The 24,856-nt window shown below is 48.4% G+C and carries 19 protein-coding genes and 1 pseudogene; 10 read left to right on the top strand and 10 right to left on the bottom strand.

Annotation, left to right across the window (positions count from 1 at the left end; all coding sequences use genetic code 11):
• Positions 1 to 119 precede the first annotated feature (119 nt).
• The 3 genes from NYE50_RS17825 (at position 120) to NYE50_RS17815 (ending at position 3,428) form a co-directional block, all read left to right on the top strand.
• The gene (locus tag NYE50_RS17825; RefSeq protein ID WP_159354581.1) at positions 120 to 2,231 is read left to right on the top strand and encodes a heavy metal translocating P-type ATPase; all 2,112 of its coding nucleotides are present in this window, start codon (positions 120 to 122) and stop codon (positions 2,229 to 2,231) included.
• Positions 2,232 to 2,347: 116 nt separating this feature from the next.
• Positions 2,348 to 3,019 carry a DsbA family protein gene (locus tag NYE50_RS17820; protein WP_012118444.1) on the top strand — a complete coding sequence of 224 codons (672 nt, stop codon included), beginning with the start codon at positions 2,348 to 2,350 and terminating at the stop codon, positions 3,017 to 3,019.
• Positions 3,009 to 3,428, top strand: coding sequence for a disulfide oxidoreductase (locus tag NYE50_RS17815; RefSeq protein ID WP_021494127.1), 420 nt, complete (start codon positions 3,009 to 3,011; stop codon positions 3,426 to 3,428). The genes NYE50_RS17820 and NYE50_RS17815 overlap by 11 nt, the downstream gene beginning before the upstream one ends.
• A gap of 33 nt (positions 3,429 to 3,461) precedes the next feature.
• On the opposite strand, the gene NYE50_RS17810 is transcribed toward NYE50_RS17815, so the two are convergent.
• Positions 3,462 to 4,262, bottom strand: a complete 801-nt coding sequence (locus tag NYE50_RS17810; RefSeq protein ID WP_159354580.1) for a zinc-dependent metalloprotease — start codon at positions 4,260 to 4,262, stop codon at positions 3,462 to 3,464.
• A gap of 222 nt (positions 4,263 to 4,484) precedes the next feature.
• On the opposite strand from NYE50_RS17810, the gene NYE50_RS17805 reads away from it, so the two are divergent.
• The 5 genes from NYE50_RS17805 (at position 4,485) to NYE50_RS17785 (ending at position 13,660) form a co-directional block, all read left to right on the top strand.
• Positions 4,485 to 5,093, top strand: a complete 609-nt coding sequence (locus NYE50_RS17805; protein ID WP_007410017.1) for a trimeric intracellular cation channel family protein — start codon at positions 4,485 to 4,487, stop codon at positions 5,091 to 5,093.
• 161 nt (positions 5,094 to 5,254) lie between these two features.
• Complete coding sequence (gene helD / locus NYE50_RS17800; RefSeq protein ID WP_159354579.1) at positions 5,255 to 7,570, top strand: RNA polymerase recycling motor HelD; 2,316 nt, start codon at positions 5,255 to 5,257, stop codon at positions 7,568 to 7,570.
• Between the two features lie 174 nt (positions 7,571 to 7,744).
• A complete protein-coding gene (locus NYE50_RS17795; protein WP_159354578.1) occupies positions 7,745 to 9,553 on the top strand; it encodes an assimilatory sulfite reductase (NADPH) flavoprotein subunit in 1,809 nt (602 codons plus the stop codon).
• Positions 9,554 to 9,580: 27 nt separating this feature from the next.
• Positions 9,581 to 11,296, top strand: coding sequence for an assimilatory sulfite reductase (NADPH) hemoprotein subunit (gene cysI, locus NYE50_RS17790; RefSeq protein ID WP_025649282.1), 1,716 nt, complete (start codon positions 9,581 to 9,583; stop codon positions 11,294 to 11,296).
• Positions 11,297 to 11,644: 348 nt separating this feature from the next.
• Positions 11,645 to 13,660, top strand: coding sequence for a Na+/H+ antiporter (locus NYE50_RS17785; protein WP_007613743.1), 2,016 nt, complete (start codon positions 11,645 to 11,647; stop codon positions 13,658 to 13,660).
• Positions 13,661 to 13,695: 35 nt separating this feature from the next.
• On the opposite strand, the gene NYE50_RS17780 is transcribed toward NYE50_RS17785, so the two are convergent.
• Positions 13,696 to 14,181: a hypothetical protein gene (locus tag NYE50_RS17780; protein ID WP_025649280.1), complete on the bottom strand. Its 486-nt coding sequence runs from the start codon at positions 14,179 to 14,181 to the stop codon at positions 13,696 to 13,698.
• 221 nt (positions 14,182 to 14,402) lie between these two features.
• Between NYE50_RS17780 and NYE50_RS17775 the strand changes: the two genes are divergently transcribed.
• Entirely contained in the window at positions 14,403 to 15,233 is an 831-nt protein-coding gene (locus NYE50_RS17775; RefSeq protein ID WP_007410023.1) for an aldo/keto reductase, read from the top strand.
• 33 nt (positions 15,234 to 15,266) lie between these two features.
• On the opposite strand, the gene NYE50_RS17770 is transcribed toward NYE50_RS17775, so the two are convergent.
• From NYE50_RS17770 to modA, 7 genes and pseudogenes are all read right to left on the bottom strand, one after another.
• Positions 15,267 to 16,412, bottom strand: a complete 1,146-nt coding sequence (locus NYE50_RS17770) for an ABC transporter permease (protein ID WP_016937939.1) — start codon at positions 16,410 to 16,412, stop codon at positions 15,267 to 15,269.
• Between the two features lies 1 nt (position 16,413).
• Positions 16,414 to 17,508 carry an ABC transporter permease gene (locus NYE50_RS17765; protein ID WP_159354577.1) on the bottom strand — a complete coding sequence of 365 codons (1,095 nt, stop codon included), beginning with the start codon at positions 17,506 to 17,508 and terminating at the stop codon, positions 16,414 to 16,416.
• A 23-nt stretch (positions 17,509 to 17,531) separates the two neighbouring features.
• Complete coding sequence (locus tag NYE50_RS17760; RefSeq protein WP_060964282.1) at positions 17,532 to 18,467, bottom strand: ABC transporter ATP-binding protein; 936 nt, start codon at positions 18,465 to 18,467, stop codon at positions 17,532 to 17,534.
• Positions 18,468 to 18,586: 119 nt separating this feature from the next.
• Positions 18,587 to 19,689: pseudogene (locus NYE50_RS17755) on the bottom strand (sensor histidine kinase).
• Positions 19,690 to 19,694: 5 nt separating this feature from the next.
• Positions 19,695 to 20,342: a response regulator transcription factor gene (locus NYE50_RS17750; protein WP_007410028.1), complete on the bottom strand. Its 648-nt coding sequence runs from the start codon at positions 20,340 to 20,342 to the stop codon at positions 19,695 to 19,697.
• Positions 20,343 to 20,436: 94 nt separating this feature from the next.
• Positions 20,437 to 21,120, bottom strand: coding sequence for a molybdate ABC transporter permease subunit (gene modB, locus NYE50_RS17745; RefSeq protein ID WP_014305804.1), 684 nt, complete (start codon positions 21,118 to 21,120; stop codon positions 20,437 to 20,439).
• Positions 21,101 to 21,898 carry a molybdate ABC transporter substrate-binding protein gene (gene modA / locus NYE50_RS17740; RefSeq protein ID WP_040238895.1) on the bottom strand — a complete coding sequence of 266 codons (798 nt, stop codon included), beginning with the start codon at positions 21,896 to 21,898 and terminating at the stop codon, positions 21,101 to 21,103. The genes modB and modA overlap by 20 nt, the downstream gene beginning before the upstream one ends.
• 117 nt (positions 21,899 to 22,015) lie before the next feature.
• Here modA and NYE50_RS17735 point away from each other — a divergent pair, with 117 nt between their 5' ends.
• Positions 22,016 to 22,942, top strand: coding sequence for a substrate-binding domain-containing protein (locus NYE50_RS17735; protein ID WP_017418932.1), 927 nt, complete (start codon positions 22,016 to 22,018; stop codon positions 22,940 to 22,942).
• Between the two features lie 30 nt (positions 22,943 to 22,972).
• Here NYE50_RS17735 and NYE50_RS17730 read toward each other — a convergent pair whose 3' ends face one another.
• Positions 22,973 to 24,829: an LTA synthase family protein gene (locus NYE50_RS17730; protein ID WP_159354576.1), complete on the bottom strand. Its 1,857-nt coding sequence runs from the start codon at positions 24,827 to 24,829 to the stop codon at positions 22,973 to 22,975.
• Positions 24,830 to 24,856: the final 27 nt, after the last annotated feature.

Here is a 24,856-nt window from a genome sequence, read left to right as displayed (position 1 = left end):
ATTCAAAGCCTGCATATAATAGAGAAAACACATATATGAGTATATGTTCATATATATAAATTCGTTTAGCTGTATTGATGTTATGGGAATCCTATTACGGAAAGTAGGGTGAGTCGAAAATGAAAGCAGCCAAAGGTGAATTTGTTTTAGACGGACTTGATTGCAGCAACTGTGCAAAAAAAATAGAAAACGGCGTAAAAGCCATTGACGGCATAGACGGCTGTGCTGTCAATTTTGCGGCAAGCACCATCACGGTCTCAGCCGGCGGCAAAAACGAGCAATGGATGAAAGACGAAGTCGCGAAAAAAGTAAAGTCCATTGATCCTCATGTGACCGTCCGTGCGAAACATGAAGATAAACCCGGCGAGAATGAATACCGCAAAAAGCTGCAGCTGATGTTAGTGAGGCTGGCAGCGGGAGCCGTTTTGGCCGTCATCGCTTACTTCGCGCACACGGGCGCCGTCCTTGAGTTTCTGCTCTTTTTTGCTTCATATTTGATCATCGGCGGCGATATCGTAGCCAGAGCGGGAAAAAACATTGTCCGCGGCCAGGTATTTGATGAGCATTTTCTGATGGCGCTTGCCACGATCGGCGCATTTGTGATTCATCAGTATCCGGAAGGCGTCGCGGTCATGCTGTTCTACCAAATCGGTGAATTGTTTCAGGGAGCGGCCGTCAGCCGATCCAGAAAATCGATCAGCGCGTTATTGGACATCCGTCCTGAGTACGCCAATGTGAAAACGGAAAACGGCATGACTGCCGTTCCGCCGCAGGACGTCAAAGTCGGACAGGTCATCGTCGTGAATCCCGGAGAACGGATTCCGCTGGACGGAAAGGTGCTGAGCGGTTCTTCGATGGTTGATACATCCGCTTTAACGGGCGAATCCGTGCCGAGAAAAGCGGAGCCGGGGCAAGATGTGATGGCCGGATTTATGAATCAGAACGGCGTGCTTCATATTGAAACCTCTAAAGGATATGAAGACTCTGCCGTGTCAAAAATATTGGATCTGGTCGAAAATGCGGCCGGACGTAAAGCGAAAACGGAAAACTTTATTACGAAGTTTGCAAAGTATTATACACCGGCCGTTGTCATTGTTGCGGTGCTTCTCGCCTTTTTACCACCGCTTCTCGTGCCTTCAGCCGCGCTATCCGACTGGGTGTACCGCGCGCTGATTTTCCTTGTGATTTCTTGTCCGTGCGCACTCGTCGTCTCCATTCCGCTCGGGTTTTTCGGCGGTATCGGAGCTGCGTCTAAAGCAGGGGTGCTCGTGAAAGGCAGCAACTATTTAGAAGCGCTCAATCAGGTGGCATACGCCGTGTTTGATAAAACGGGAACCTTAACGAAAGGCAATTTCGCCGTTACTGATATCAAACCGGCGGCGGGGTTTACAAAAGACAGCCTGCTTCATGCGGCCGCGCTTGCGGAAGTCCATTCCAATCATCCGATTGCTTCTTCCATCCGTGAAGCTTACAATCAACCGCTCGCGGCAGACGAGATTGAAGAATATGAAGAAATACCCGGACACGGCATTCGGGTGAAAATCGGCAGATCAACGATTTTGGCCGGAAATCAAAAACTGATGGCAAAAGAACAAATCGCTTCGGGCACAGCTGAAAACAACGGAACCGTCGTCTATGTCGCCGTTGATCAGCGGTATGCGGGGGCGATCGTGATCGCCGACGAAATCAAAGAGGACGCCAAACAGGCCATTGCCAATTTAAAAGCGCTCGGCGTGAAGCGGACAGTGATGCTGACGGGTGATTCAAAGCAGACCGGAGAAGCTGTCGGCCGAGAGCTCGGTATTGATGACGTGTACACAGAGCTTTTGCCGGGTGACAAGGTAGACCGCGTCGAAGAACTTGAAGCGGCGCTTGCACCGAATGAAAAACTGATGTTTGTCGGCGACGGGATTAATGATACGCCTGTGCTTGCCAGAGCTGACATCGGAGCTGCCATGGGGGCTCTCGGCTCTGATGCCGCCGTCGAAGCGGCCGATGTCGTCCTGATGACAGACCAGCCGTCAAAAGCATCCGAAGCGATCCGGATTGCACGCCGCACACGCCGGATCGTCTGGCAGAACATCGGATTTGCTTTAGGCGTAAAAATCATTTTTCTCCTGCTTGGCGCATTCGGATTTGCCACCATGTGGGAAGCGGTCTTTTCAGATGTAGGCGTCACGCTGATCGCTGTTGCCAACGCGATGCGCGTCATGAGAGTGAAAACGGAATAATTGTCAAAGATAATTCGTTTTTCAGGGTTTTCTTAAACAAGGTTGTCTTGGTAAAATAGAGAAGCGGGCCATCCGGCATCCGCTTCTTTTTTATTTTAAAACAATGAGGTGTCTGAGTGAAAAAGAAACAATCGTCTGCGAAATTTGCGGTGATACTGACGTTAATCGTTGTCGTTTTATTTGCGGCCATCGTAATTATTAACAACCAAACGGAAAAAGCGGGCGAAACAGTCGCCGAACAGCCTTCCATTAAAGGACAGCCCGTGCTCGGCAAAGACAGCGCGCCTGTTACGGTAGTTGAATTCGGAGATTACAAATGTCCGTCATGCAAAGTATTTAACAGCGATATCTTTCCGAAAATCAAAAAAGATTTTATCGATAAAGGCGACGTGAAATTTTCATTTGTGAACGTCATGTACCACGGAAGCGGCTCGCGTCTGGCGGCTCTTGCTTCAGAAGAGGTGTGGAAAGAAGACCCGGCATCATTCTGGGCTTTCCATGAAAAGCTGTTTGAACAGCAGCCGTCAAGCGAACAGGAATGGGTCACGCCTGCATTGCTTGAAAAAACGGTCAAAAGCACCGCGAAAAAGGTTGATCCTGACAAGCTGAAGGAAAACCTTGATAAAGAAACCTTTGCAAAAGAGCTGAAAGCTGACACTGACCTGAATGATAAATTAAACATTACGGCGACACCGACGATTTATGTAAATGACAAGGTGATTAATGACTTCTCTAAATATGATGAGATTTCAAAAACGATTAAGAAAGAGCTGAAAAATGAAAAATAGAATCGTGTTTTTATATGCTTCTTGGGTGATAGCTCTTGCTGCCATGCTCGTCAGCCTTTATTTCAGCGAGATCAGAAAATTCATACCGTGCGAGCTGTGCTGGTATCAAAGAATTCTCATGTACCCGCTTGTCCTGATTTTAGGAATCGCCACCTTCCAGGGTGACACGCGCGTAAAAAAATATGTGCTGCCGATGGCCGTCATCGGCGCGTTTATATCGATCATGCATTACCTTGAGCAGAAGGTGCCCGGTTTCAGCGGCATCAAGCCGTGTGTCTACGGCGTGCCTTGCTCATCTGAATATATTAACTGGTTCGGTTTCATTACCATTCCTTTCCTGGCATTGACGGCATTTATTCTCATTATTATCTGCATGTGTTTTGTCAAAACGGAACGCACGGCAAAATAAAGAGCCTGCTCCATAGGAGCGGCTCTTTTTCTATTATTTGTACCAAGCTTTGTTTGTCTCAATCTGTCTGTTATGGGAGCTGTCCCAAATATCCACGGAATAGGCATAATCATAATTCATGACGCAGCGGATGCCGCTGCCTTGGGCGTCATGGTGAAGTCCGAAGTTATGGGAAAACTCGTGCTGTGCCGCTTTCGCCGTGTTGGCCGTTCCTTGATCAAGGTTCACGCTGAAAGCAGGGCCGCTCGGTTTGCCGTTATATACATACGCGATACCGCCGGCGTCAAAACTTGATTTTGCGGTAAAACCGACGACAAAATGATAATTTTGATTTCTGAAGCTGCCTTGGAGATTCGATAAAATCTGAGAACTGTTTGAGCCGGAGGAATTCCAAGCCTGCACGGCCTGTACGACGAAATCAATGTTGTGATCACGGTTAAAAGCGACATCCGCCTGCTCCACGATCTGGACGATTCGCGTTTGCCAGTCGCTGTATTTGGCGCGGTATTCAGCGTCCGCCACCGCCAGCACTCTGACCTTCTGGCTGCCCGTACTGGCTTTAGTTGAGGCTTTATCCTGACTGACATTGGCATTAAATCGTTTCGTGCCGACCTGCTTGCCGTTTTCATCCAGAATTTTTGTGTCAACCGTCTGTTCAACTTGGACCGGGCCCTTCAGATCTTTAAAATGATCGGCTTTCGGAAGCGGGTCCGTATACACCGTTTTCGCCGGCTCCGCATGAGTGTGCGAATGTGTATGGCTTTCGGCTGACGGCAGGCCGGGAATTAATCCGGCGGCCAATAAAACAGGAAAAACAAGTGAACTGATTTTCATCTCATAACCCCCTTTTTGTTAGAGAAAGTATTCAATGAAACTTCTAATAAACCTTCCATTAAAGTATAAAATAGGAAAATACTCTCGCTCTCAGCCGTTGCGGGTGAGGTTGTCCCGGATTAGGAATCAGAATCTTTCAAAAATAAGGTTGATTTTAAGAGAAAGCGATTATAAAATCTAATGGTCGTCAGAAAATTTAACAAATAAAAAGGAGCATATGGAATGGCCTGGGAGCTGCTTAGTGTAATCGGCATCATTGCGTTTGCGGTCAGCGGAGCGATTGTTGCGATGGAAGAGGAGTATGATATTTTAGGCGTGTATATTTTGGGGATTGTAACGGCGTTCGGCGGAGGAGCCATCCGAAATCTGCTGATCGGTGTTCCGGTCTCCGCCTTGTGGGAGCAAGGCGCGTTTTTTCAAATCGCTCTCGCATCAGTTACGATTGTCTTTTTGTTTCCGAAGCTGCTGTTAAGGCATTGGAGTAAATGGGGCAACCTATCCGATGCCATCGGGCTTTCGGCGTTTGCCATCCAAGGCGCTTTATATGCCGTGAAAATGGGCCATCCGCTCAGTGCGGTGATTGCGGCAGCGGTCCTGACCGGCAGCGGGGGCGGCATCATACGGGATCTTCTTGCCGGACGAAAGCCGCTTGTGCTGAAAGCGGAAATTTACGCGGTCTGGGCCGCGCTCGGAGGGTTAATCGTGGGCCTCGGCTGGGCCGGGGATGCCGCCGGTTTGTATGTGCTGTTTCTTGTGCTTGTGGCATGCCGCATCTGCAGTTATGTGTTCAGGTGGCGCCTGCCGAATCGTTCCTATCATATAGATCAGTAAAAAAACCGATTTCACAAAAGAAATCGGTTTTTTTTCATAACGGCTTCTGATAAAAAAAGACGCCCGATATGATAAGAAAAAGGGTATTTGACCATAATGCTGAATAATATGTTTGTGTAAAGAAAGCCGGATTTGTCAGCTTGATGTCGGAGGTGCCGCTGATGGCAAAACGTGATAAAGAGTGGAAAGAAGAGCAGGAAAGAATCAATTTTGTCATGAAGGAACTGGAACAGAAACAAACTCATCTTGAAGCCTCATCGGGCGGATTGAAGCAGGATATTGTGGGCTTGAGAAAAACGTTTTGGGATGATGTCACCGTGAATATGGATGACGCCCATGAAGCGGCTGAGACATTTTCAAGCATTAAACAGCAGGCGGAAATGCTTTCAGAACGTGAACGGACGCATCGGCTTCAATACCGGCAGCTTCAAAAAATCCAAAAGCTGAAAACCTCTCCTTACTTCGGCCGTGTCGATTTTACGGAAAAAGGGGAGTCCGCTTCCGAGCGGATTTATATCGGGCTGACTTCTTTGATGGATGAAAACAACGAGCAATTTCTTATTTATGATTGGCGCGCGCCCATCTCATCTCTTTACTATCAATATTCTCCGGGAAAAGCCCGCTATGAAGTTCCCGAAGAAACGATAGAGGGAGACATCACACTGAAGCGGCAGTTTATCATTAAAAACGGGACGCTTAAAGCGATGTTTAACACGGATATGACGATTGGTGACGAAATGCTGCAAGAGGTGCTGAGCGGCCATTCCGGACAGCATATGAAAAACATCGTGTCAACCATCCAAAAAGAACAGAACGAAATCATCCGGGATGAAAAAAGCAAATATCTCATTGTTCAGGGAGCCGCCGGAAGCGGGAAAACATCCGCGGCGCTTCAGCGGGCCGCTTACTTGCTGTACCGCGGTCGCGGGGTGCTTGATGCCCGTCAGATTGTATTGTTTTCCCCGAACATTTTGTTCAACAGTTATGTGTCCGCCGTATTGCCGGAATTGGGAGAAGAGAATATGGAGCAGGCCACCTTTCAGGAATATATCATCCGCCGGCTCGGACGAAAGTTTGATTGTGAAAGCCCGTACGAGCAGCTTGAATTTTGCCTGACTGAACAAAACCAGGACGCACTTTCCGTAAGGCTTGCAGCCATTGCTTACAAAGCGTCATCAGCTTTCCAGGCCATGATTGACCGCTATGCCGGCTCGCTTTCCGGCTCGGGCCTGATGTGTAAACAGATCAGCTTCCGGGGAGACATCCTGATTTCAAAAGAGCGGATTGAAGACTATTTTTATTCGCTTGATCAGCAGCTGCCGATTCCGAACAGAGCGGAGCTGACAGCGGAATGGCTTCTCGCGGAAATCAGAGCTCTCGAAAAAAAGGAGCGTAAGAAGGAATGGGTCTTGCAGGAGAGCGAGCTGCTTGATAAGGAAGACTATGCTGAGGTTTATCAAACACTCAAGAAGCAGGCGGCAGATGATGAACCTGCATTTGACGACCATCAGCGCGAACAGCGGCTGCTTGGCGCCATTATTGTCGGCAAAGCCTTTAAACCGATTAAGCAGGCCGTCAGACAGCTCGGCTTTCTCGATATAAAACGGATGTATCTCGGGCTGTTTTCAGACTGGGGAGCTGATGAAAAGCCCGATCATTGGGAGAGCATCGGCGCTTTGACCAGAAACGCATTTGCAGAACGGTCACTTCCGTATGAAGATGCCGCTCCGTATCTGTATTTGCAGGATCTGTTAGAAGGAAAAAGAAAAAACACACAAATGAAGCACGTCTTTATTGATGAAGCGCAGGATTATTCCCCATTTCAGCTCACGTATATTCAAAGCATCTTCCCAGCTGCAAAGATGACGGTGCTCGGTGATGTCAGCCAGTCGATTTATGCCCACACCATTACGGGCCCTTCTTCCCTCGCCGGCTGCTTTCGCAATGGTGCAGAAAAGTATGTCAGCCTGAAGCGGACTTACAGATCGACGCGGCAGATTGTTGAATTTACGAAAGCGCTGCTGGCTGACGGCGATGACATTGAGCCTTTTAACCGGAACGGGGAAAAACCGCATGTTTTGCGGACGGATACAGAAAATGCGCGGCGGGAACAATTGGCGGATACAATCCGGGAGCTCAGACAAAAAGGCTGGGAAACGGTCGCCGTCATCTGCAAAACGGCCGCGGAAGCCAAAAAAGTGTTTCAGGCGGTCGGTCCCGGGAGCGGTGTCCGCTTGATCAATAAAGAAAACCAGCCTTTTCAAAAAGGGGTATGCGTCATTCCCGTTTATTTGGCAAAAGGCATTGAGTTTGACGCCGTCATTGCCGCTGACGCCTCTGCTGCCCAGTACAAAAGCGAACATGACCGTAAGCTGTTATATACGGCCTGTACGCGGGCGATGCATCATCTGACCGTATTGTCTCCGGGAGAACCCTCTCCTTTTATAAAAGAAGTGCCTGCCGGCTTATTCGTGTAAGCCCTTTGCCAAGTGCAAAGGGCTTTTTATCATTAGTAATCTTAATCATTGTCATCATGATTATATATTTTACTTACATACAAACTTTCGGTAAAGTTTCAATTAGAATATTATTTTGACAATTCCTATAGAAATAACGTACGTTACGTTTAATTCCTTGTGAGGTGGATATCGTTGCAACTTCAGGTCATGAACAGTCCGTTTAATCAGGAGCAGGCAGAGCTCCTTAACCGCCTTCTGCCGACCTTGACAGAATCACAGAAAATCTGGCTGAGCGGTTATTTGGCTGCTGCCCGGTCCGAATCCGGTGAAACAGCCGCACCCGCTGCTCAGGCTCCAGCAGAAAGCCCGGCAGTCTCAAGAGAAGTGACCGTATTATACGGATCGCAAACGGGAAATGCGGAAGGTCTTGCGAAACAGACGGTAAAGACGCTTGAGGAACGGGGATTCCAGGTCACCGTCGCGTCGATGAACGATTTTAAGCCGAATAATCTGAAAAAAGTAAACAATTTACTGATCGTGGTGAGCACGCACGGAGAAGGCGATCCGCCGGATAACGCGCTGGCCTTTCATGAATTTCTTCACGGCAGACGCGCGCCGAAGCTTGAAGCGCTCCGTTACTCCGTTTTGGCGCTCGGGGACAGCTCGTATGAATTTTTCTGCCAGACCGGCAAAGAGTTTGACGAGCGTCTTCAAGAGCTCGGCGGCACCCAGCTTGCGCCGCGGGTTGATTGCGATCTTGATTATGATGAGCCGTTTTCGGAATGGCTTGACGCCGTCATCGGCGGTTTGAACGAAGGAGCGGGAAATCAAACAGCCGAAGCGCCTGCCGGGACGCCGGCTCTCGGTGAATCCATTTATTCCAGAACGAACCCGTTTCGGGCGGAGGTTCTTGAGAACATCAATCTGAACGGACGCGGTTCGAATAAAGAAACACGCCATCTCGAGCTTTCGCTTGAAGGATCGGGCCTCGCGTATCAGCCCGGAGACAGCCTCGGCATCTATCCGGAAAATGATCCGGCGCTCGTGGATGAGCTGATCAATGAGCTGAAATGGGACCCGAAACAGGAAGTGGCGGTGAATAAACAAGGAGAGCGCCTCCCGCTGAAAGATGCGCTTACTTCTCACTTTGAAATAACCGTCTTAACAAAACCGTTCCTGCAAAAGGCCGCACAGTTTACGGCTGACCAAAAGCTTAGTGAACTTCTGGCCGAAGGAAACGAAGAGCAGTTGAAAGCATACATCAACGGCCGTGATCTGCTTGATCTCGTCCGGGATTTCGGTCCGTGGGAAGCTTCCGCGGAAGACTTTCTTTCCATCCTGCGTAAAATGCCGGCCCGGCTCTATTCGATCGCAAGCAGTTTAGAAGCGAATCCGGAAGAGGTGCATCTGACAATCGGAGCGGTCAGATATGACGCGCACGGCAGAGAACGAAAAGGCGTCTGCAGCATTCTGTGTGCGGAAAGACTCCAGCCGGGAGATACGCTTCCGATTTACATTCAGCACAACCAAAACTTCAAGCTGCCGGAAAATCCGGATACACCGGTCATTATGGTCGGGCCGGGGACAGGCATCGCGCCGTTCCGTTCCTTTATGCAGGAGCGTGAAGAAACCGGAGCTGAAGGGAAAACATGGCTGTTCTTCGGGGATCAGCACTTTGTCACTGATTTTCTGTACCAGACGGAATGGCAAAAATGGCTGCAAAACGGTGTTCTCACAAAAATGGACGTCGCTTTTTCTCGGGATTCGGAGGAAAAGGTATATGTGCAGCACCGCATGAAAGAACAAAGCAAAGAGCTGTATGAATGGCTGCAGCAGGGAGCCGCCGTATACATCTGCGGTGATGAACAGCATATGGCGCATGACGTGCACCAGGCGCTTCTCGATATCATTCAGGAAGAAGGCGGCATGAGCCGTGAAAAAGCGGAAAGCTTCCTGGCAGACATGCAGCAGAAAAAACGCTATCAGCGTGACGTATATTGATTTTGGTTTGAAAGGAGCTTATTTAGCATGGTGAACAACATTTTAAAAGCGCCGGAAGGCCCTCCAAGTGATGTTGAGGAAATTAAAGAAAAAAGCGATTATTTGCGCGGCACATTGAAAGAAGTCATGCTCGACCGGATTTCAGCCGGCATCCCGGACGAAGACAACCGGCTGATGAAGCATCACGGAAGCTACTTGCAGGATGACCGCGATCTCCGTAATGAGCGTCAAAAACAAAAGCTTGAACCGGCTTATCAGTTCATGCTGCGCGTTCGGATGCCAGGCGGCGTGTCAACTCCGGAACAATGGCTTGTCATGGATGAACTGGCGCAAAAATACGGAAACAATACATTGAAGCTGACAACGCGTGAAACGTTCCAAATGCACGGAATTTTAAAATGGAACATGAAAAAAACGATTCAGAAAATCAATGCGGCGCTGCTTGATACCATTGCGGCCTGCGGAGATGTCAACCGAAACGTCATGTGCGCTTCAAATCCGTACCAGTCTGAAATTCATGCGGAAGTATACGAATGGTCGAAGAAATTGAGCGATGACCTTCTTCCGCGCACGAGAGCCTATCATGAAATCTGGCTTGATGAGGAACGTGTGGCGGGCACTCCTGACACGGAAACGGAACCGATGTACGGGCCGCTGTACCTGCCGCGGAAATTCAAAATCGGAATCGCCGTGCCTCCGTCCAATGATATCGATGTCTTTTCTCAAGATCTCGGCTTCATTGCCATCGTGGAGGAAGGCCGTCTTATCGGATTCAACGTGGCAATCGGCGGCGGTATGGGAATGACGCACGGCGATACGGCCACTTATCCGCAGCTTTCAAAAGTCATCGGCTTCTGCAAACCGGAGCAGCTGTATGATGTAGCGGAAAAAACCATTACGATTCAGCGCGATTACGGAAACCGTTCCGTCAGAAAGAATGCCAGATTCAAGTACACCGTTGACCGTCTCGGGCTGGAAAACGTAAAAGCCGAGCTGGAAAACCGCCTCGGCTGGCAGTTGGATGAAGCGAAACCTTATCATTTTGACCATAACGGCGACCGTTACGGATGGGTGAAGGGTGTAAAAGGGAAATGGCACTTTACAATGTTTATCGAAGGCGGCCGCGTCACGGACTATGAGAATTACAAGCTGATGACGGGATTGCGTGAAATCGCCAAAGTCCATACGGGAGATTTCCGTCTCACTTCTAATCAAAACCTGATTATCGGCAATGTCTCGAGCCAGAAAAAGAAACAAATCAGCGCATTAATCGAACAATACGGTCTGACAGACGGCCGGCAGCATTCCGCCCTCCGCCGCAGTTCAATGGCTTGCGTCGCGCTTCCGACATGCGGGCTCGCCATGGCCGAAGCCGAGCGCTATCTGCCGAAATTGATTGATAAGATTGAAGACATTGTTGACGAAAACGGGCTGCGGGATGAAGAAATCACCATCCGTATGACCGGATGCCCGAATGGCTGCGCCCGCCATGCGCTTGGCGAAATCGGATTTATCGGAAAGGCGCCCGGAAAATATAATATGTATTTAGGAGCGGCGTTTGACGGCAGCCGTTTGAGCAAAATGTACCGGGAAAATATCGGTGAAGAGGAAATTCTGAGTGAGCTTCGCACCATTCTCCCGCGCTACGCGAAAGAGCGTGAGGAAGGCGAACACTTCGGGGATTTCGTCATCCGCGCCGGCATCATTAAAGCGACGACAGACGGCACGAATTTTCACGAATAAGATGAGCACTTAAAACCAAGGATAGAGACACACTGACGGTGCGTTCTCTATCCTTTACTAAGCAGCATAAACGCTGCACCGCGTCATGAAACAGATGACGCAGCTTGCGAAAAAGCCTGTTTTCAGAGAAAACAGGCTTTTTCTTTTTCCGGAAAAAATGTAGCTGAAGGCAAAAAAAGTTCGCCGTGAGCACGTTATGAGAAATTTTAAATAAAAACGGGTAAAATAAAAGAAGAATGGTTGCGTACGGAAAATATATTGAATCTGCCCGATCATCGGCTCCGGCCTTTGGCAAAGGCAGAGAACAGGCAATAATGATATGATGCAGCAGATGAAGGAGGTCATGCTTTGGACATATTTTTAGTCGTACTCGTACTTTTAACCATCATCGCGATCTCAAATATCGTAAATCGGTTTGTCCCCTTTATCCCGGTGCCTCTGATTCAGGTGGCGCTCGGTATCATTGCGGCGTCATTTCCGCAGGGGCTTCATTTTGAACTGAATACCGAATTGTTTTTTGTTTTGTTTATCGCTCCGCTGCTTTTTAACGATGGAAAACGGACGCCGCGTGCGGAACTTTGGAATTTAAGGGCGCCGATTCTGCTGCTTGCGCTCGGGCTTGTGTTTGCCACGGTGATTGTCGGCGGTTACACGATTCATTGGATGATTCCGAGCATTCCGCTGGCTGCCGCGTTCGGGCTGGCGGCGATACTGTCACCGACTGACGTTGTCGCGGTCAGCGCGCTGTCAGGGCGAGTGAAGATGCCAAAAGGCATTCTGCGTCTCCTTGAAGGAGAAGGACTGATGAATGACGCATCCGGCCTGGTCGCTTTTAAATTTGCGATTGCGGCTGCCGTGACGGGCGCATTTTCGCTGGCGCAGGCCGCCTTCAGTTTCGTTCTGATTTCAGCCGGAGGTTTACTCAGCGGTGTCGTCATTTCTTTTTTGATTATCCGTTTCCGGCTGTTTTTGCGCCGCCTCGGCATGCAGGATGTCACGATGCATATGCTGATTCAAATTCTGACACCGTTCGTCATCTATCTCGCTGCTGAAGAAATCGGCGTTTCCGGCATTTTAGCGGTTGTGGCCGGCGGCATCACGCATGCGGTGGAGCAGGACCGTCTTGAATCAACGATGGTCAAACTGCAAATCGTCTCTTCAAGTACGTGGAATATTATTTTGTTCATTCTGAACGGTCTTGTTTTCGTTATTTTAGGTGCGCAAATACCGGATGTGGTTTCTGTCATCTTTAATGATACCGCGTTTAACAATATGATGGTCATCGGGTACATTATCGTCATTACGCTGACGTTAATGATTCTCAGGTTTTTGTGGGTGCTGTTTTTTTGGAACGGCAAGTGGTTTTTTAACAAGGATCAGAGCATTTATAAACCCGGCCTGCGCTCGACCCTGCTGATTTCGGTTTCAGGCGTCAGGGGAGCGGTCACGCTTGCGGGTTCCTTTTCCATTCCGTACGTGCTCTCTGACGGCTCGCCGTTTCCTGAACGGAATTTGATTCTCTTTTTAGCCGCGGGCGTTATTATGTGCACATTGGTGCTGGCGACAATCGTACTGCCGATTTTGACAGATAAGCCGGAAGACAATGTGAAAGAGAAGAAAGTCAAATTGCTGACAGCGAGACGGAAGCTGATAAAAGCTGCCTTAACCGCCATTAAAGAAAATATGAATGAGACAAACAAAACGGCTTCTTTTGCGGTCATTGCCGAATACAATGAGAAAATGAAAAATCTCAGGTTTCAGCAGTTCACCGTCAAAAACCGCACGAAAAAAGATGAGCGGAAAGTCCGCGCCCAAGGGATACAGGCTGAACAGGAAGAATTGCTGCGGCTGATTGAGCGGGGCGACATACCGGAAGAAACGGCTGACAGCCTTCAGGAACGGTTTGATGAACTGGAAGTGCTGTATACGAATCCGTTTAAAGTCGGCTTATCTAAGAAAAAGCTGAAACGCCTGATGTACTGGATCTTTTTCGGTGAACAAAAAAAGCCGGAAATGTCGATTTTAAATGAAGAAGGCCTCATCCGCACCACAAGGGTTAAAACGGCAAAAGCGGCCATTGAAAGCCTGAAAAAACACATGACTGAAGAAAATAAAGATGTGACGCTTGCCGTCATTTCCTTTTACAATCACTTGATTTTCAGGCTGGGGCACTCGTATCACGAACAGAGTCCGAGCCGCCGTTTTGAAAATCAAAAACTTGAAATCAAACTGCGGGCCGTGCAGGCCATCCGCAACGAAATCCAAACATTATTCGAAGAGCGGGAAATTTCCCGCGATATGTCACATGAGCTTCGCCAATACATCAATGATGTGGAAGCGGCCATGCTTGACGGAGGTGAATAAAAAAAGTCCGGCATCTGTCGCCGGACTTTTTTTGATTACGGACGATGGAATTCGACGTGATCGCCGTCGCGGTCAAACCAGCCTCTGAAGGCCCAGTTGATCCAGCCGCCATCACCTTTATTGGTGAAGCTTCCGTCTTCAAACACCCAAATGCCGTACGTGATGCCGTCATAAACGGCGGAACCGTAAAACTGAACGCCGTTAAAATGATCTTCATATTCCTGGCTTAAATTAAACACCATGACGTTATATTTTTGTCCGGAAGCGTAGAATGAAGATTCCATTAAGTTTTTGACGAAGCCGTCACGGTTTTGCGCCGACTTAATCGCGTCAGCAATCGAATTGCCGATGCCGAGCAGGTCAACGTCAATGTTTAATCCGACATCTTTTGCTGAGACATCTGATGATTGCTGTGCCATGTTTTGAGGGACCGGGGTTTCTTTTGCGGATACAAAGGACAGAGGAGTCAGAGACAAAGCGGCGCCAAGGGCAACGGTCATCGGGATACGCATACGTTTCATATGATTTCCTCCTTCAATTGTGTGGTGGCTACAGTAGCGATTTACCCGGACAGTTACCCGGTTAACCGGAATTTTTGAAAAATAGGAAAATAATAACGGCAGTGGTGCTTGGGCACTAAAGATGGTTTTTGTGATAACGATGAGCGTATAATTGGTTTCTTACGGCGGAAATGTGAGATAATAATAACCGTTTACATAATGACTAGAAAGGATGGTTCAACGTGGCAAAAAGCTTAAAAGATACTGTAAAGCTTCATAATGGCGTTGAAATGCCGTGGTTCGGCCTTGGCGTATTTAAGGTGGAAAACGGAAGCGTAGCGGCGGACTCTGTCGAAGCGGCAATCAGAAATGGCTACCGCAGCATTGATACGGCGGCAATTTATAAAAATGAAGAGGGCGTCGGCGAAGGCATCAGAGCTGCGGGCGTTGCCAGAGAAGAGCTGTTCATCACGTCAAAAGTGTGGAATGAAGATCAAGGATACGAAACGACACTTGACGCGTTTGAGAAAAGCCTTGAGCGCCTCGGCCTCGATTACCTTGACCTATACCTGATTCATTGGCCGGGCAAGGATAAATATAAAGACACATGGCGTGCTCTTGAAAAGCTGTACAAAGACGGCAAAATCCGCGCGATCGGCGTCAGCAACTTCCAAGTGCATCACTTAGAAGAACTGCTGAAAGATGCTGAGATCAAGCCGATGGTCAACCAGATAGAATTCCACCCGCGCCTGACTCAAAAAGAAGTAAGAGATTTCTGCAAAGCGCAGGGCATTCAAGTGGAAGCATGGTCTCCATTGATGCAGGGACAGCTCTTGGATAACGAAGTGCTGTCACAGATTGCGGAAAAACATAACAAATCGGTCGCTCAAGTGATTTTGCGCTGGGATCTTCAAAACGAAGTCGTTACCATTCCGAAATCCATTAAAGAGCACCGCATCATAGAAAATGCCGATATTTTTGATTTCGAACTGTCACAGGAAGAAATGGAAAAGATCAGCGCCTTGAACAAAGATGAGCGTGTCGGCCCGAACCCGGACGAGCTTCTGTTCTAAGAAAAAAACAGCCCTTTGCGGGGCTGTTTTTCTTTACATAAATGTCTGTGTCTGCCGTTTTACGCTGAATCTGTATGCGGCTATTAATAAGAGGGCGGCGGCGAAGGCTCCCAAAATGATGATGTTCAGCGTCAGGCTTTGGAGCGTGCGGCCGTGCTGCAATTGATCCACCGTATCAAGCACCCAGCGCTGGGGCAGAAATTCGGCGATTGTCTGCACTGTTTTCGGCATAATATTGCCCGGAAAAAAGCAGCCGGCGAGCAAGCATGTCGGCACGACGATCAAATTCAAAAGCGCCGATGCCGAAGCGCTGCTGTTGGAAAAACCGACGGCAATAAAGGCGATCCCGATTGCGCTTAATGCAAACAGCATCATCAGAACGAACAGCTGCCACAGCGGGAATGACGGATGAATATGAAAAGCGGCGCCCATAAAGAGAACTGCGAATAGAATTTGGACGGCCATGATAATGATATTCACTGCCGCGTTTGCCAATACATACTGCTTTGACGTGATCGGCGTTGACAGAAGTCTGTAATACGTTCTGTTTTCTCTTTCTTTAATCATCAGTTCCGTCAGGTTGCCGGCGGAATAGAGCATAATGATAATGAGATACCCGATGACTGAGTAAGTCATCTCTTTATGATTCGAAGTATCTTGTAAAACAGCAGACTCCGTTTGAATCGGAGAATGCTTGAAATCGGCGTACATCGCCTGAAAGGCTTTCTCATCTCCGCCGGAAGATTTGCCGATTGAGGCGGCGCTGTTTATATAATTGTACAGATAAGAGCTGACATATCCGGTGACCTGGGCGCCTTTCAGCGAGGTCATGCCGATGTGAGCCGGTTTTCCGTCTTTTACGCTTTGGGAAAAGCCTTTTTCAAACGTAACCAGCGCTTCCATTTTTCCCGATGCGATCTTGGATGAGGCGGACGCAGCCGTTTCCTCCGAAACTTTCACATGATCCAGTCCTTTTAAAAACGTGACCGTATCCTGTGCCACTTCTCCGCCGTCTTGATTGAGAATGCCGATATTGAGCGTTTCGGCTCCGCCGTTGGCATTGGACATGAAGGAGAGAAAGACGCCGATCAGCGGAGCCCCGATATAAAGAATGAGCTGTTTTTTGCTTTTTGTGATTCCTTTGAGCGTGTGTATAAACAGCCACCAGAAGTTTTTCATTTTACAGTCCCTCCCGTCTTTGAAACGTAACCGCGGCAATCAGCAAAAAGAGCGCTGCTAATGCTGTGTTTAAACCAATTGCGGGCCAGGCGGCCGATACGTCATTTGCGTATATGATGTTGTTAATCGCCTTATTGATCCAGGATAAGGGCGACAGGGCGGAAATTCCTCCGCCTTCATATTTATAATAGGCGCCGCCGATAATGGCCATCACTTGAACGATGATGACGGTGATTAATCTGGCGCTTTCTGGTTTTTTGGTCAAATAGCTCAGGCTGAGCCCGAAGCTGACGGCCAAAAGAATTTCAGAGGCGAGAATCAAAAGCACAAGTCCCATGTGGCTGCCCCAATCGGCTTTTAAAATAAATTTGCTGAAGGCGACAACGGCAAGGATTGTCAAAACGTTCACAGCCATAATGCCGAGCATCTTTCCGAGAAAGATATCGCTTCTCCGGAGCGGAGCGGCAATCAGTCGATCGGCTGTGTGACGTATTCTTTCCCCGCGGAACAAGGTGCTTGCAAAAATCGAGGCGTACAGCCCGATCATTGTCGTCATGGACACCGCGTAAAAATCTTTCGCTTTCGGTTCCTTCGCTTTGTTTAAAGACGTCTGCTTCATATAATCGCTTTTTATTTGTCCGGCGGAAGGTGCCTTATGCGCCTTGTATGCGGCGGCGCCTGCTTTGTATTGGTTGGTGAAAGCGGTCAGCATGCCTTCGACGATCGTGCCGTTCAGGCCGCTCCGGTCATTTGTATAAACTTGAAAACCGCTGTTTTTGACAGTGACGAAAGCATCCGCCTGATTTTCACGAACGTCGTTTTTGCCTTTTGCCTCCGTGTCCGCTTTGTGAAAATAGACATGCTCTTTTTTTGATGCTTTCATAAACTCAGTAAAATGATGAGAAAGCGGTCCGTTTGACTGGTCCGTATATTCGACCTTGATGTGTCCGACCGTCACCTCTGAATCAAAGGCGTTTGATAATGCCGCAGAGAGAATCATCATAAAGACGATCGGAAAAGCAAGCATGAAAATAAAGGTCCGTCTGTCACGGAAACTGATTTTGATTTCTTTCCCGGCGATGTGCAGAATATTCATTTGCAATCCTCCTTTCAGTTGAGTCAGTCGCGCAGGCTTCTGCCTGTCAGAGTGAGAAATACCGTTTCTAAGTCAGGGGCCTGTTCCTGTAAAGAGCGGATTTCAATTCCTTTGTCCATGAAGTACCGGATCAGGCGGTTTAAATTGTTGACCCCTGTGTCAGAGCTGATTTTCACGCTGTTTTCTTCGAGTGCGGCGGCTCTGACGCCGGGAAGATCCTGAATATCGCCGAGGCTGATACCGTTTCCGGATGACAGCTCAATCACGACGTCCTTTGTGTCGGTAATGATGGAAGTCAGCTGTTCCTTTGTGCCTTCTGCGATGACTTTCCCGTGGTCAATGATGGCGATGCGTGTGCATATTTCTTCAACTTCCTCCATGTAGTGGCTCGTGTAGATGATCGTACAGCCCATTTCATTCAGCTTTTTCACTGATTGCAGAATATAATTTCTTGATTGCGGGTCAATGCCGACCGTCGGTTCATCCATGATGATCAATTTCGGCCGGTGGGCAAGGGCGCAGGCAATATTGAGCCTGCGTTTCATTCCGCCGGAAAAATGCTTCGGCAGATATTTATGTTTATCGCTCAAGCCGACGAATGTCAGGGCTTCCTCGACCCGTTCTTTCAAAACTGCTCCTCTCAGCCCGTACAGCCCGGCGAAGAACTTCACATTTTCATAGGCGTTTAATTCTTCGTAAATGGCGAGATCCTGCGGGACGATGCCGATATTCATTTTCACGGCTTTGCTGTGTTTGAAAATATCTTTTCCGAGAAACAGAATGTCTCCGTCAGAAGGTTTTAAAAGGCCTGAGATCATGTTGATGGCCGTGCTTTTTCCGGCTCCGTTTGCGCCGAGAAACCCGAAAATCTCACCTTCTTTTACAGCAAGCGACATTTGGTCAACGGCGGCATAATCGCCGAATTTCTTACTCAGCTGTTTGAGCTCCAAAATGTTCATGTTTCCACCTCTATGTCTTATGATGTTCTAATTATAAAAAAAAGAATGAACGGCCGTTAGTGCAGCTGTTCATTCCTTTGACATGAGAATCCTCATATTTTTCACATGAAAACATTCACTTATTCAATAGGCAGTAATGTCGTGACGGAAAAACCCGCCGTGCCGTCAAAAATAACGGTTCCGTGCAGGGCGGCGGCCCGTTCTTCCATACCGAGCATGCCGAGGCCTTTTTTAAAGCGGACAGCGCCGTTTCCGTTATCTTTGACTTCCGCTTTCACGGCTTTGTTCAGCACATGGATATCAATGAAAATCTGCGTGGCATCGGCGTATTTCATTGCATTGGTCAAGGCTTCGGTTACGTTTTCCTGAATGACTCTCCAATGCATTTGCGTCAGCCTGTCCAAATCGCCTTGATGCGTAAACGGAACCGGCATCCCGTTTTTGGCCGAAAATTCATCAATAAACGTTCTTAATCTGTGAATGCCCATTTGTTCAGCGGGCGGTTTCATATTTTTCAGTGTTATGCGGATATCCTCTATGCCTTCTTTGGAAATGGTAATGGCGTTTTGGAGCAGTTCAGCCGCTTTGTCCGGATGGGAGCCGAGCATCCGTTTCGCCGCTTCCATCTGAATGAGCGCGCCGGTCATGGAATGGCCGATTTTGTCATGGATGGCTTGGGACAATCTGTTTCTTTCTTCGAGTTTGCCGGTATACTCCGATTGTTTGATATATTCTGTGCTGCTGTGCAGCTGTTTCGTCAGTTTTTCAATGCTTGAGCGCATGCTGTCTGACTGCTCTTCATATTTTTTCAGCCGATTGCTGGACCGGGCGGCCAAAACGAATATCGCCAAGCAGAACAAGGTCGTGACGATATAAGTCGGAAGGTCGCCGTACGGGATAAATAAAAACGGCAAAAACACGAGCAGGCAGAACACATAGCGGTGAACCGGATATTCGGCAAGAACGGCAAAAATGGCGGGCGGCAAAAGAAATAGAACGCCGGATGGCCTAAGGCGGAAAGCCAAGCAGTCAATGCAAGCGAAAGCAGGGTGATCCCGCGCCTCCAAGCGGGCGGCCTGATCATGCAGACCGCAATGCCCAAAGACAGATAAAGCAGCAGAAACAAGACGGCGTACGGCGTGTAAGGGCGGTCTGCCGATACGAACAAAAAAGCCGTATAACAAATGGCGATCAGTCTGCTCATCAGCATCCAAAAATCCATACCGTTCAACGTCCGTTATCCACCTTCCCGGTGATATAATAAATCGCGATCTGCGTTCTGTGCTCAAGCCCTGTTTTCCCTAAAATAGATGAAATATAATTGGCCGTCGTTCCTTCAGAAATGAAAAGCTGTTTTGAAATTTCCCTGTTCGACAGTCCTTTCGCAATAAGCGACATGATGCTGAGCTCTCTTTCAGTAAACTGGCTTTCATCAATCTGATGCGCGGCTTCGGCCGGCCGGAAAAGGCTGTCTTTTATTTTATCCAGCACGGTGTCCTGAAGAATGCTGTGCCCGTTGAAGACGCTTTTGATCGCATCGCGTATCCGTTCCGGTTCGGTATTTTTTAATAAATATCCTTTCGCGCCGTTTTTAATCGCTTCTAAAATATACTCATCGTCGTCAAATGTCGTCAGGATCATCGGCTTCGTATCCGTTTCCTCCGCGATCCGTTTTGCGGCTTCGACGCCGTTCATCACCGGCATGCGGACGTCCAACAAGGCGATATCGACGGGATTGTGTTTACAATACTCTGCCGCCTCCAGGCCATTTTCCAACGTTGCCGATACAGTAAATTCCTCATATGTATGCAAAATGATTTTCATTCCTTCTCTGATGAAAGAATTATCATCCGCGATAATGACATTAATCTTCATGGCCGCACCCTTTGTGTGTTTTTTGTTTCATTATATACCATCCGATTTTAAATCAAAAAGCCTCCCGGCGAAAGGTGCGCGGAAGGCGGATCGGTCAAGCGGGTTTTTTCAATTGGATGAAAAACAGCATCAGGAAAGAAATGATCACAATACAGATCACCCACACCCAGGCGAGTGTTTCATTGCCGGAATCCATCGCGACGTAAATCGCTGTCGGCAGCGTTTGGGTGACGCCGGGAATATTTCCCGCAAACATTAAAGTCGCCCCGAATTCACCTAGCGCCCTTGCAATACTGAGAATGCTTCCGGTCAAGAGGGAGGGAAAGGCAAGCGGGACGGAAATACGGGTGAACACCTGCCATCTGCCGGCTCCGTCTACTTTCGCCGCTCCCTCGATGTCGGCATCAACCGCGGCGAAGCCCGTTTTAGCGGACTGATACATAAGCGGGAAGGCGACAATGGCCGAAGCGATCACCGCGGCCGACCACGTGAAAATGACGGGCTGGTGAAAAATCCGCTCAATCGCCCGGCCGATAAAGCTGTGTTTTCCGAAAATGATAATGAGAATGAAGCCGACAACGGTAGGCGGAAGAACGAGCGGGAGCATAAACAGGGTCTCCACAGCCGTTTTTCCGGGAAATCGCGCTTTCGCCATCCAGGCGCCGGCAAGCGTCCCGAGAATGATGACGGCGATGCCCGATGCCAAAGCCACCTCAAACGACAGTACGACGGGAGTGAAAAATTCCGAAGCCGTAATGTTACTTGGCAGTAAATCCATATTTCTTAAACACTTTCATCGCTTCATCAGACTGCAGATACTGATAAAACGCTTCTGCTTCTTTACGGTGCTTTGTATCCTTGACGATGCCGAGCGGATACACGATCGGATCGTGCGTTTTCGCCGGCGCTTCATCGGTGATTTTCACCTTTTTCGAAATCAGCGCGTCTGTTTTATAGACAAGCCCGGCATCGACATTTCCGGTTTCAACATAAGAAAGCACCTGGCGAACGTCTTTTGCATAGACGACTTTATCTTTTACCTTGTCCCACAGGGATAATGCCGTCAATGACTGTTTGGCGTATTGTCCGGCCGGAACGGATTCAGGCGTGCCGAGCGCGATTTTTTCCGCGCTGTCTTTTTTCAGGTCATTCAGATGTGTCAGGTGTGCGCTGTTTTTCTCAGGCACGATCATGACGAGATCATTTTTCAAAAGATCCGTGCTGTCCTTTTTATCGATATCTCCGTCATGAACGAGCTTTTCGAATTTATCTTCGGCTGCCGAGAAGAATAAATCAGCTCCCGCACCTTGTGAAATTTGTTTCTGCAATGTGCCTGATGATCCGAAGTTGTCTTGAATGGTTACGTTTGAATGTGATTTTTCGTAGTTGGTCTGGATTTCTTCAAGTGCATCCTGAGCGCTGGCTGCCGCAGAAACGGTCAGCGTGACTTTTTCGTTTTGCCCGCCTTTGGACGATTGTCCGGATGAGCAGCCCGCAGTTGCGAGGAAAACGGCCATAGCCGCAGTTGTGAGTAGTGTCGCTTTCTTTTTCAACATTGTGCACCCCTTATAGCTAAATATCATTAGATCAAACTAATTATAACGCAATTGTACGTAATGGTGCGGTTTTTTTTCAATATCTGAACAGTTATAATAAAAATGGAGCGTGATAATATGACAGAAGCCACTTCCTATACAATAGAAGAAGTTGCGGGCCTTTTGAAGGTCTCAAAACTGACAGTATATGATTTGATAAAAAAAGGACTCATTCCGGCGTACAGGGTCGGAAGACAGATGAGGGTCGATGAAGAGGACTTAAAACAATATAAAACAAACATGAGAATGTCAAAAAAGCCATCCGTATCAGAAGCTGCTGACCCGTCCCGCGGGCGGGAGCCGGAAAAAAGGCAGTCCGTTATCATCAGCGGGCAGGATGTGTCGATGGACCTCCTCAGCAAACAGCTGGAACAAACAATACAGGCGGCCCCGCTCCGCAAGTACAGCGGCAGTTTGAACAGCCTGATCGAGATGTACCGCGGGGCTTGTAACATCGTCAGTCTGCATTTATACGATGGGGAGACGGGGCAGTATAACATCCCGTACGTGAAGCGCATTCTTTCAGGGGAGCCGTTTGCGCTTTTTCATGTCGTGCTGCGGCAGGCCGGATTATATGTGAAAAAGGGCAATCCGCTGAACATTCAGGGCTTTCAGGACTTGAGCCGAAAGGATGTCCGTATCGTCAATCGCGAAAAAGGATCAGGCGCGAGGGTGCTGCTGGATGAACAGCTCAGATCTTTCGGTATTACGCCGTCTGATGTCGCCGGCTACCATGACATTGTCACGGATCATCTGTCAGCGGCTTCACAAGTATCAAGCGGAAAGGCGGATATCGGAGTCGGGTCGCAGCATGCGGCGCATATGGCAGGCACGGACTTTATCCCGGTGATCAGTGAACAGTACGATGTGGTCGTCTTAAAACAAAACCGGGAGCTTGTTCAAAGCGTGCAGGACATCCTCAATTCTGAGGAATTCAAGTCTCAGCTTTCTCAATTATCCGGATATGATACGAAAATGACCGGACGGCTCATATATGAAACATGAAAAATCCCTCCATATAACGGAGGGATTTTTTTATTGCTTGTAAAACCGCAGCAGGTCGCCGTTTAATATTTTATCGGAAAGCATCAGCTCTTGTTCCGCTTTTTCTTTCTCATCGCTGCACGCGCTCATGTCAGAAAGCGGTTCACCCGTTTTACGGCTGTAACACGTATTTTTCGTATAAATATGATCATCCGTGATAAAGCTGCCGTTTCTCAGCACCGCAAACGGGGTCCGCTCTCCGGAAAACAGATCATTGCCGAACTGAATGCTGCCTTTCGTTTCAATGCCGAGCAGGTGAAGCAGCGTCGGTCTTACATCAACCTGTCCCGCGGCGGAAGCAATCGTTTCCGGCGCACGGTCGGTCACCCCGGGAATATGAATGATAAACGGCACGCGCTGAAGCTGAACCGTATCAAACGGAGTGATTTCCTCTTTCCCTAAGAATTCGGCAAGTCCTTGATTATGGGCTTCGGATATACCGTAATGATCTCCCATCAGGACGATCATCGCGTTGTCATACAGTCCTTCTTTTTTCAGCTTCTTGAAAAAGTGTTTCAGGGCCTCATCTTCATAGCGGACCGTCGTCACATAGCGGTTTAATAAATCGCTGCTTGTGTCCGATTCTTCAATGAGCTGATCCTGTTTATCAATTTCAAAAGGAAAATGGTTGGTCAAAGTCAGCAGGCTCGCGTAAAACGGCTGCGGAAGCTTCTTTAATTTTTCCGCTGACTGTTCGAGAAATTCCTTATCCTTCAGGCCCCAGCCTGTTGAATTTTCCTGTGTCACCTTAAATTCATCCGCGTCGAAAAAACGGTCGATTCCGAATGTCCCGTACATCTCATCCCGGTTCCAAAAGGCCTTATGATTGGCATGCAGAACGGCTGAATAGTATTGACGGTCTTTTAACATATGGTACATCGTATTGAACCGGTGGCCGCTTTTTGTAAAAAAAACGGCGCCGCTTGAAGACGGATACAGCGAATTTGCAGTAATGAATTCTGAATCTGAGGTTTTTCCCTGTTCAGTCTGCTGATAAAAATGAGTGAAGTCATAACTTTTTTTCCGCAGTTTATTTAAAAACGGGGTAATCTCCCGCCCGTTGACCCGCTCATCCATTACAAAACGCTGTGTTGATTCGAGCGTAACAAAAATCACATTGCGCCCTTTTGCGAGCCCGAACTTTGATTCGGACGGCCTGCTGTAGTCGGCTTGAGTGTAATTCGCGACCGCGGCAAGGCTGTCTTCGTCGGCAAACGCTTTTGCCGACGAAGACAGCGTCTGCGAAATGGTGTCATACAAATGAAAGTGGAACAGGCCGATTCCTTTTACGAGCGCTTCACGATCAAAAGGGTGCTTGAACAGCTTCGGCTGCTCGGCCTCAGACAGCGCAAGGTTGCACAGCATGAGGCCGGCTGATGCCCACGCATACGCTTTAACGGTACGGGTGCTGGCTTTTCCTTTACCGGCTTTATGTCTTTTACCAAGGTAAAACAAAACCGCAATATCCAAAAATAAAGCGATATAAAGCGGGTGAAACAGCTCTTGGACGCTGCTCCCCATATCGCCCATATTGCTCGCCTGGAACAAAACCGGTATGGTGATAAAATCAATATAAAACCCGTAAAACACCGTATTTGCGATTAAAATCCCCGTCAGCATCACATTCGCCGAAAGCAGAAAGATCCGCTGTTTTTTTTCCGTCAGCAGCAGGGCGATGCCGAACAGCGGCACAATGAAGCTCAGCGGATTAATGAGAAGCAGACATTCCTCAAGAACCGAATTGTTCTGCAGATCAAAACCGAGCTTATAAACGGCATAGGTTTTCATCCACATGAACAGGATGGACAGGCATAAAAACCGATGATTGCTGAAAAAGGTTTTCTTCATATGTATGACTCCTCACCCTAAAAGCGA

The organism is Bacillus sp. EU55 (genome assembly GCF_038005925.1).
In the GTDB taxonomy this organism is placed as follows: domain Bacteria; phylum Bacillota; class Bacilli; order Bacillales; family Bacillaceae; genus Bacillus; species Bacillus velezensis.
Note: the sequence above shows the minus strand (reverse complement) of the source record. Positions and strands in the feature narration are given on the sequence as shown.

Coding starts and splice junctions, on each gene's coding strand:
- NYE50_RS17735 (WP_017418932.1), top strand. CDS start 22,016: ATGACAGAAGCCACTTCCTATACAATAGAAGAAGTTGCGGGCCTTTTG.
- modA (WP_040238895.1), bottom strand. CDS start 21,898: ATGTTGAAAAAGAAAGCGACACTACTCACAACTGCGGCTATGGCCGTT.
- NYE50_RS17805 (WP_007410017.1), top strand. CDS start 4,485: ATGGCCTGGGAGCTGCTTAGTGTAATCGGCATCATTGCGTTTGCGGTC.
- helD (WP_159354579.1), top strand. CDS start 5,255: ATGGCAAAACGTGATAAAGAGTGGAAAGAAGAGCAGGAAAGAATCAAT.
- NYE50_RS17750 (WP_007410028.1), bottom strand. CDS start 20,342: ATGAAGATTAATGTCATTATCGCGGATGATAATTCTTTCATCAGAGAA.
- NYE50_RS17760 (WP_060964282.1), bottom strand. CDS start 18,467: ATGAACATTTTGGAGCTCAAACAGCTGAGTAAGAAATTCGGCGATTAT.
- NYE50_RS17825 (WP_159354581.1), top strand. CDS start 120: ATGAAAGCAGCCAAAGGTGAATTTGTTTTAGACGGACTTGATTGCAGC.
- cysI (WP_025649282.1), top strand. CDS start 9,581: ATGGTGAACAACATTTTAAAAGCGCCGGAAGGCCCTCCAAGTGATGTT.
- NYE50_RS17730 (WP_159354576.1), bottom strand. CDS start 24,829: ATGAAGAAAACCTTTTTCAGCAATCATCGGTTTTTATGCCTGTCCATC.
- NYE50_RS17810 (WP_159354580.1), bottom strand. CDS start 4,262: ATGAAAATCAGTTCACTTGTTTTTCCTGTTTTATTGGCCGCCGGATTA.
- NYE50_RS17770 (WP_016937939.1), bottom strand. CDS start 16,412: ATGAAAAACTTCTGGTGGCTGTTTATACACACGCTCAAAGGAATCACA.
- NYE50_RS17780 (WP_025649280.1), bottom strand. CDS start 14,181: ATGAAACGTATGCGTATCCCGATGACCGTTGCCCTTGGCGCCGCTTTG.
- modB (WP_014305804.1), bottom strand. CDS start 21,120: ATGGATTTACTGCCAAGTAACATTACGGCTTCGGAATTTTTCACTCCC.
- NYE50_RS17765 (WP_159354577.1), bottom strand. CDS start 17,508: ATGAATATTCTGCACATCGCCGGGAAAGAAATCAAAATCAGTTTCCGT.
- NYE50_RS17815 (WP_021494127.1), top strand. CDS start 3,009: ATGAAAAATAGAATCGTGTTTTTATATGCTTCTTGGGTGATAGCTCTT.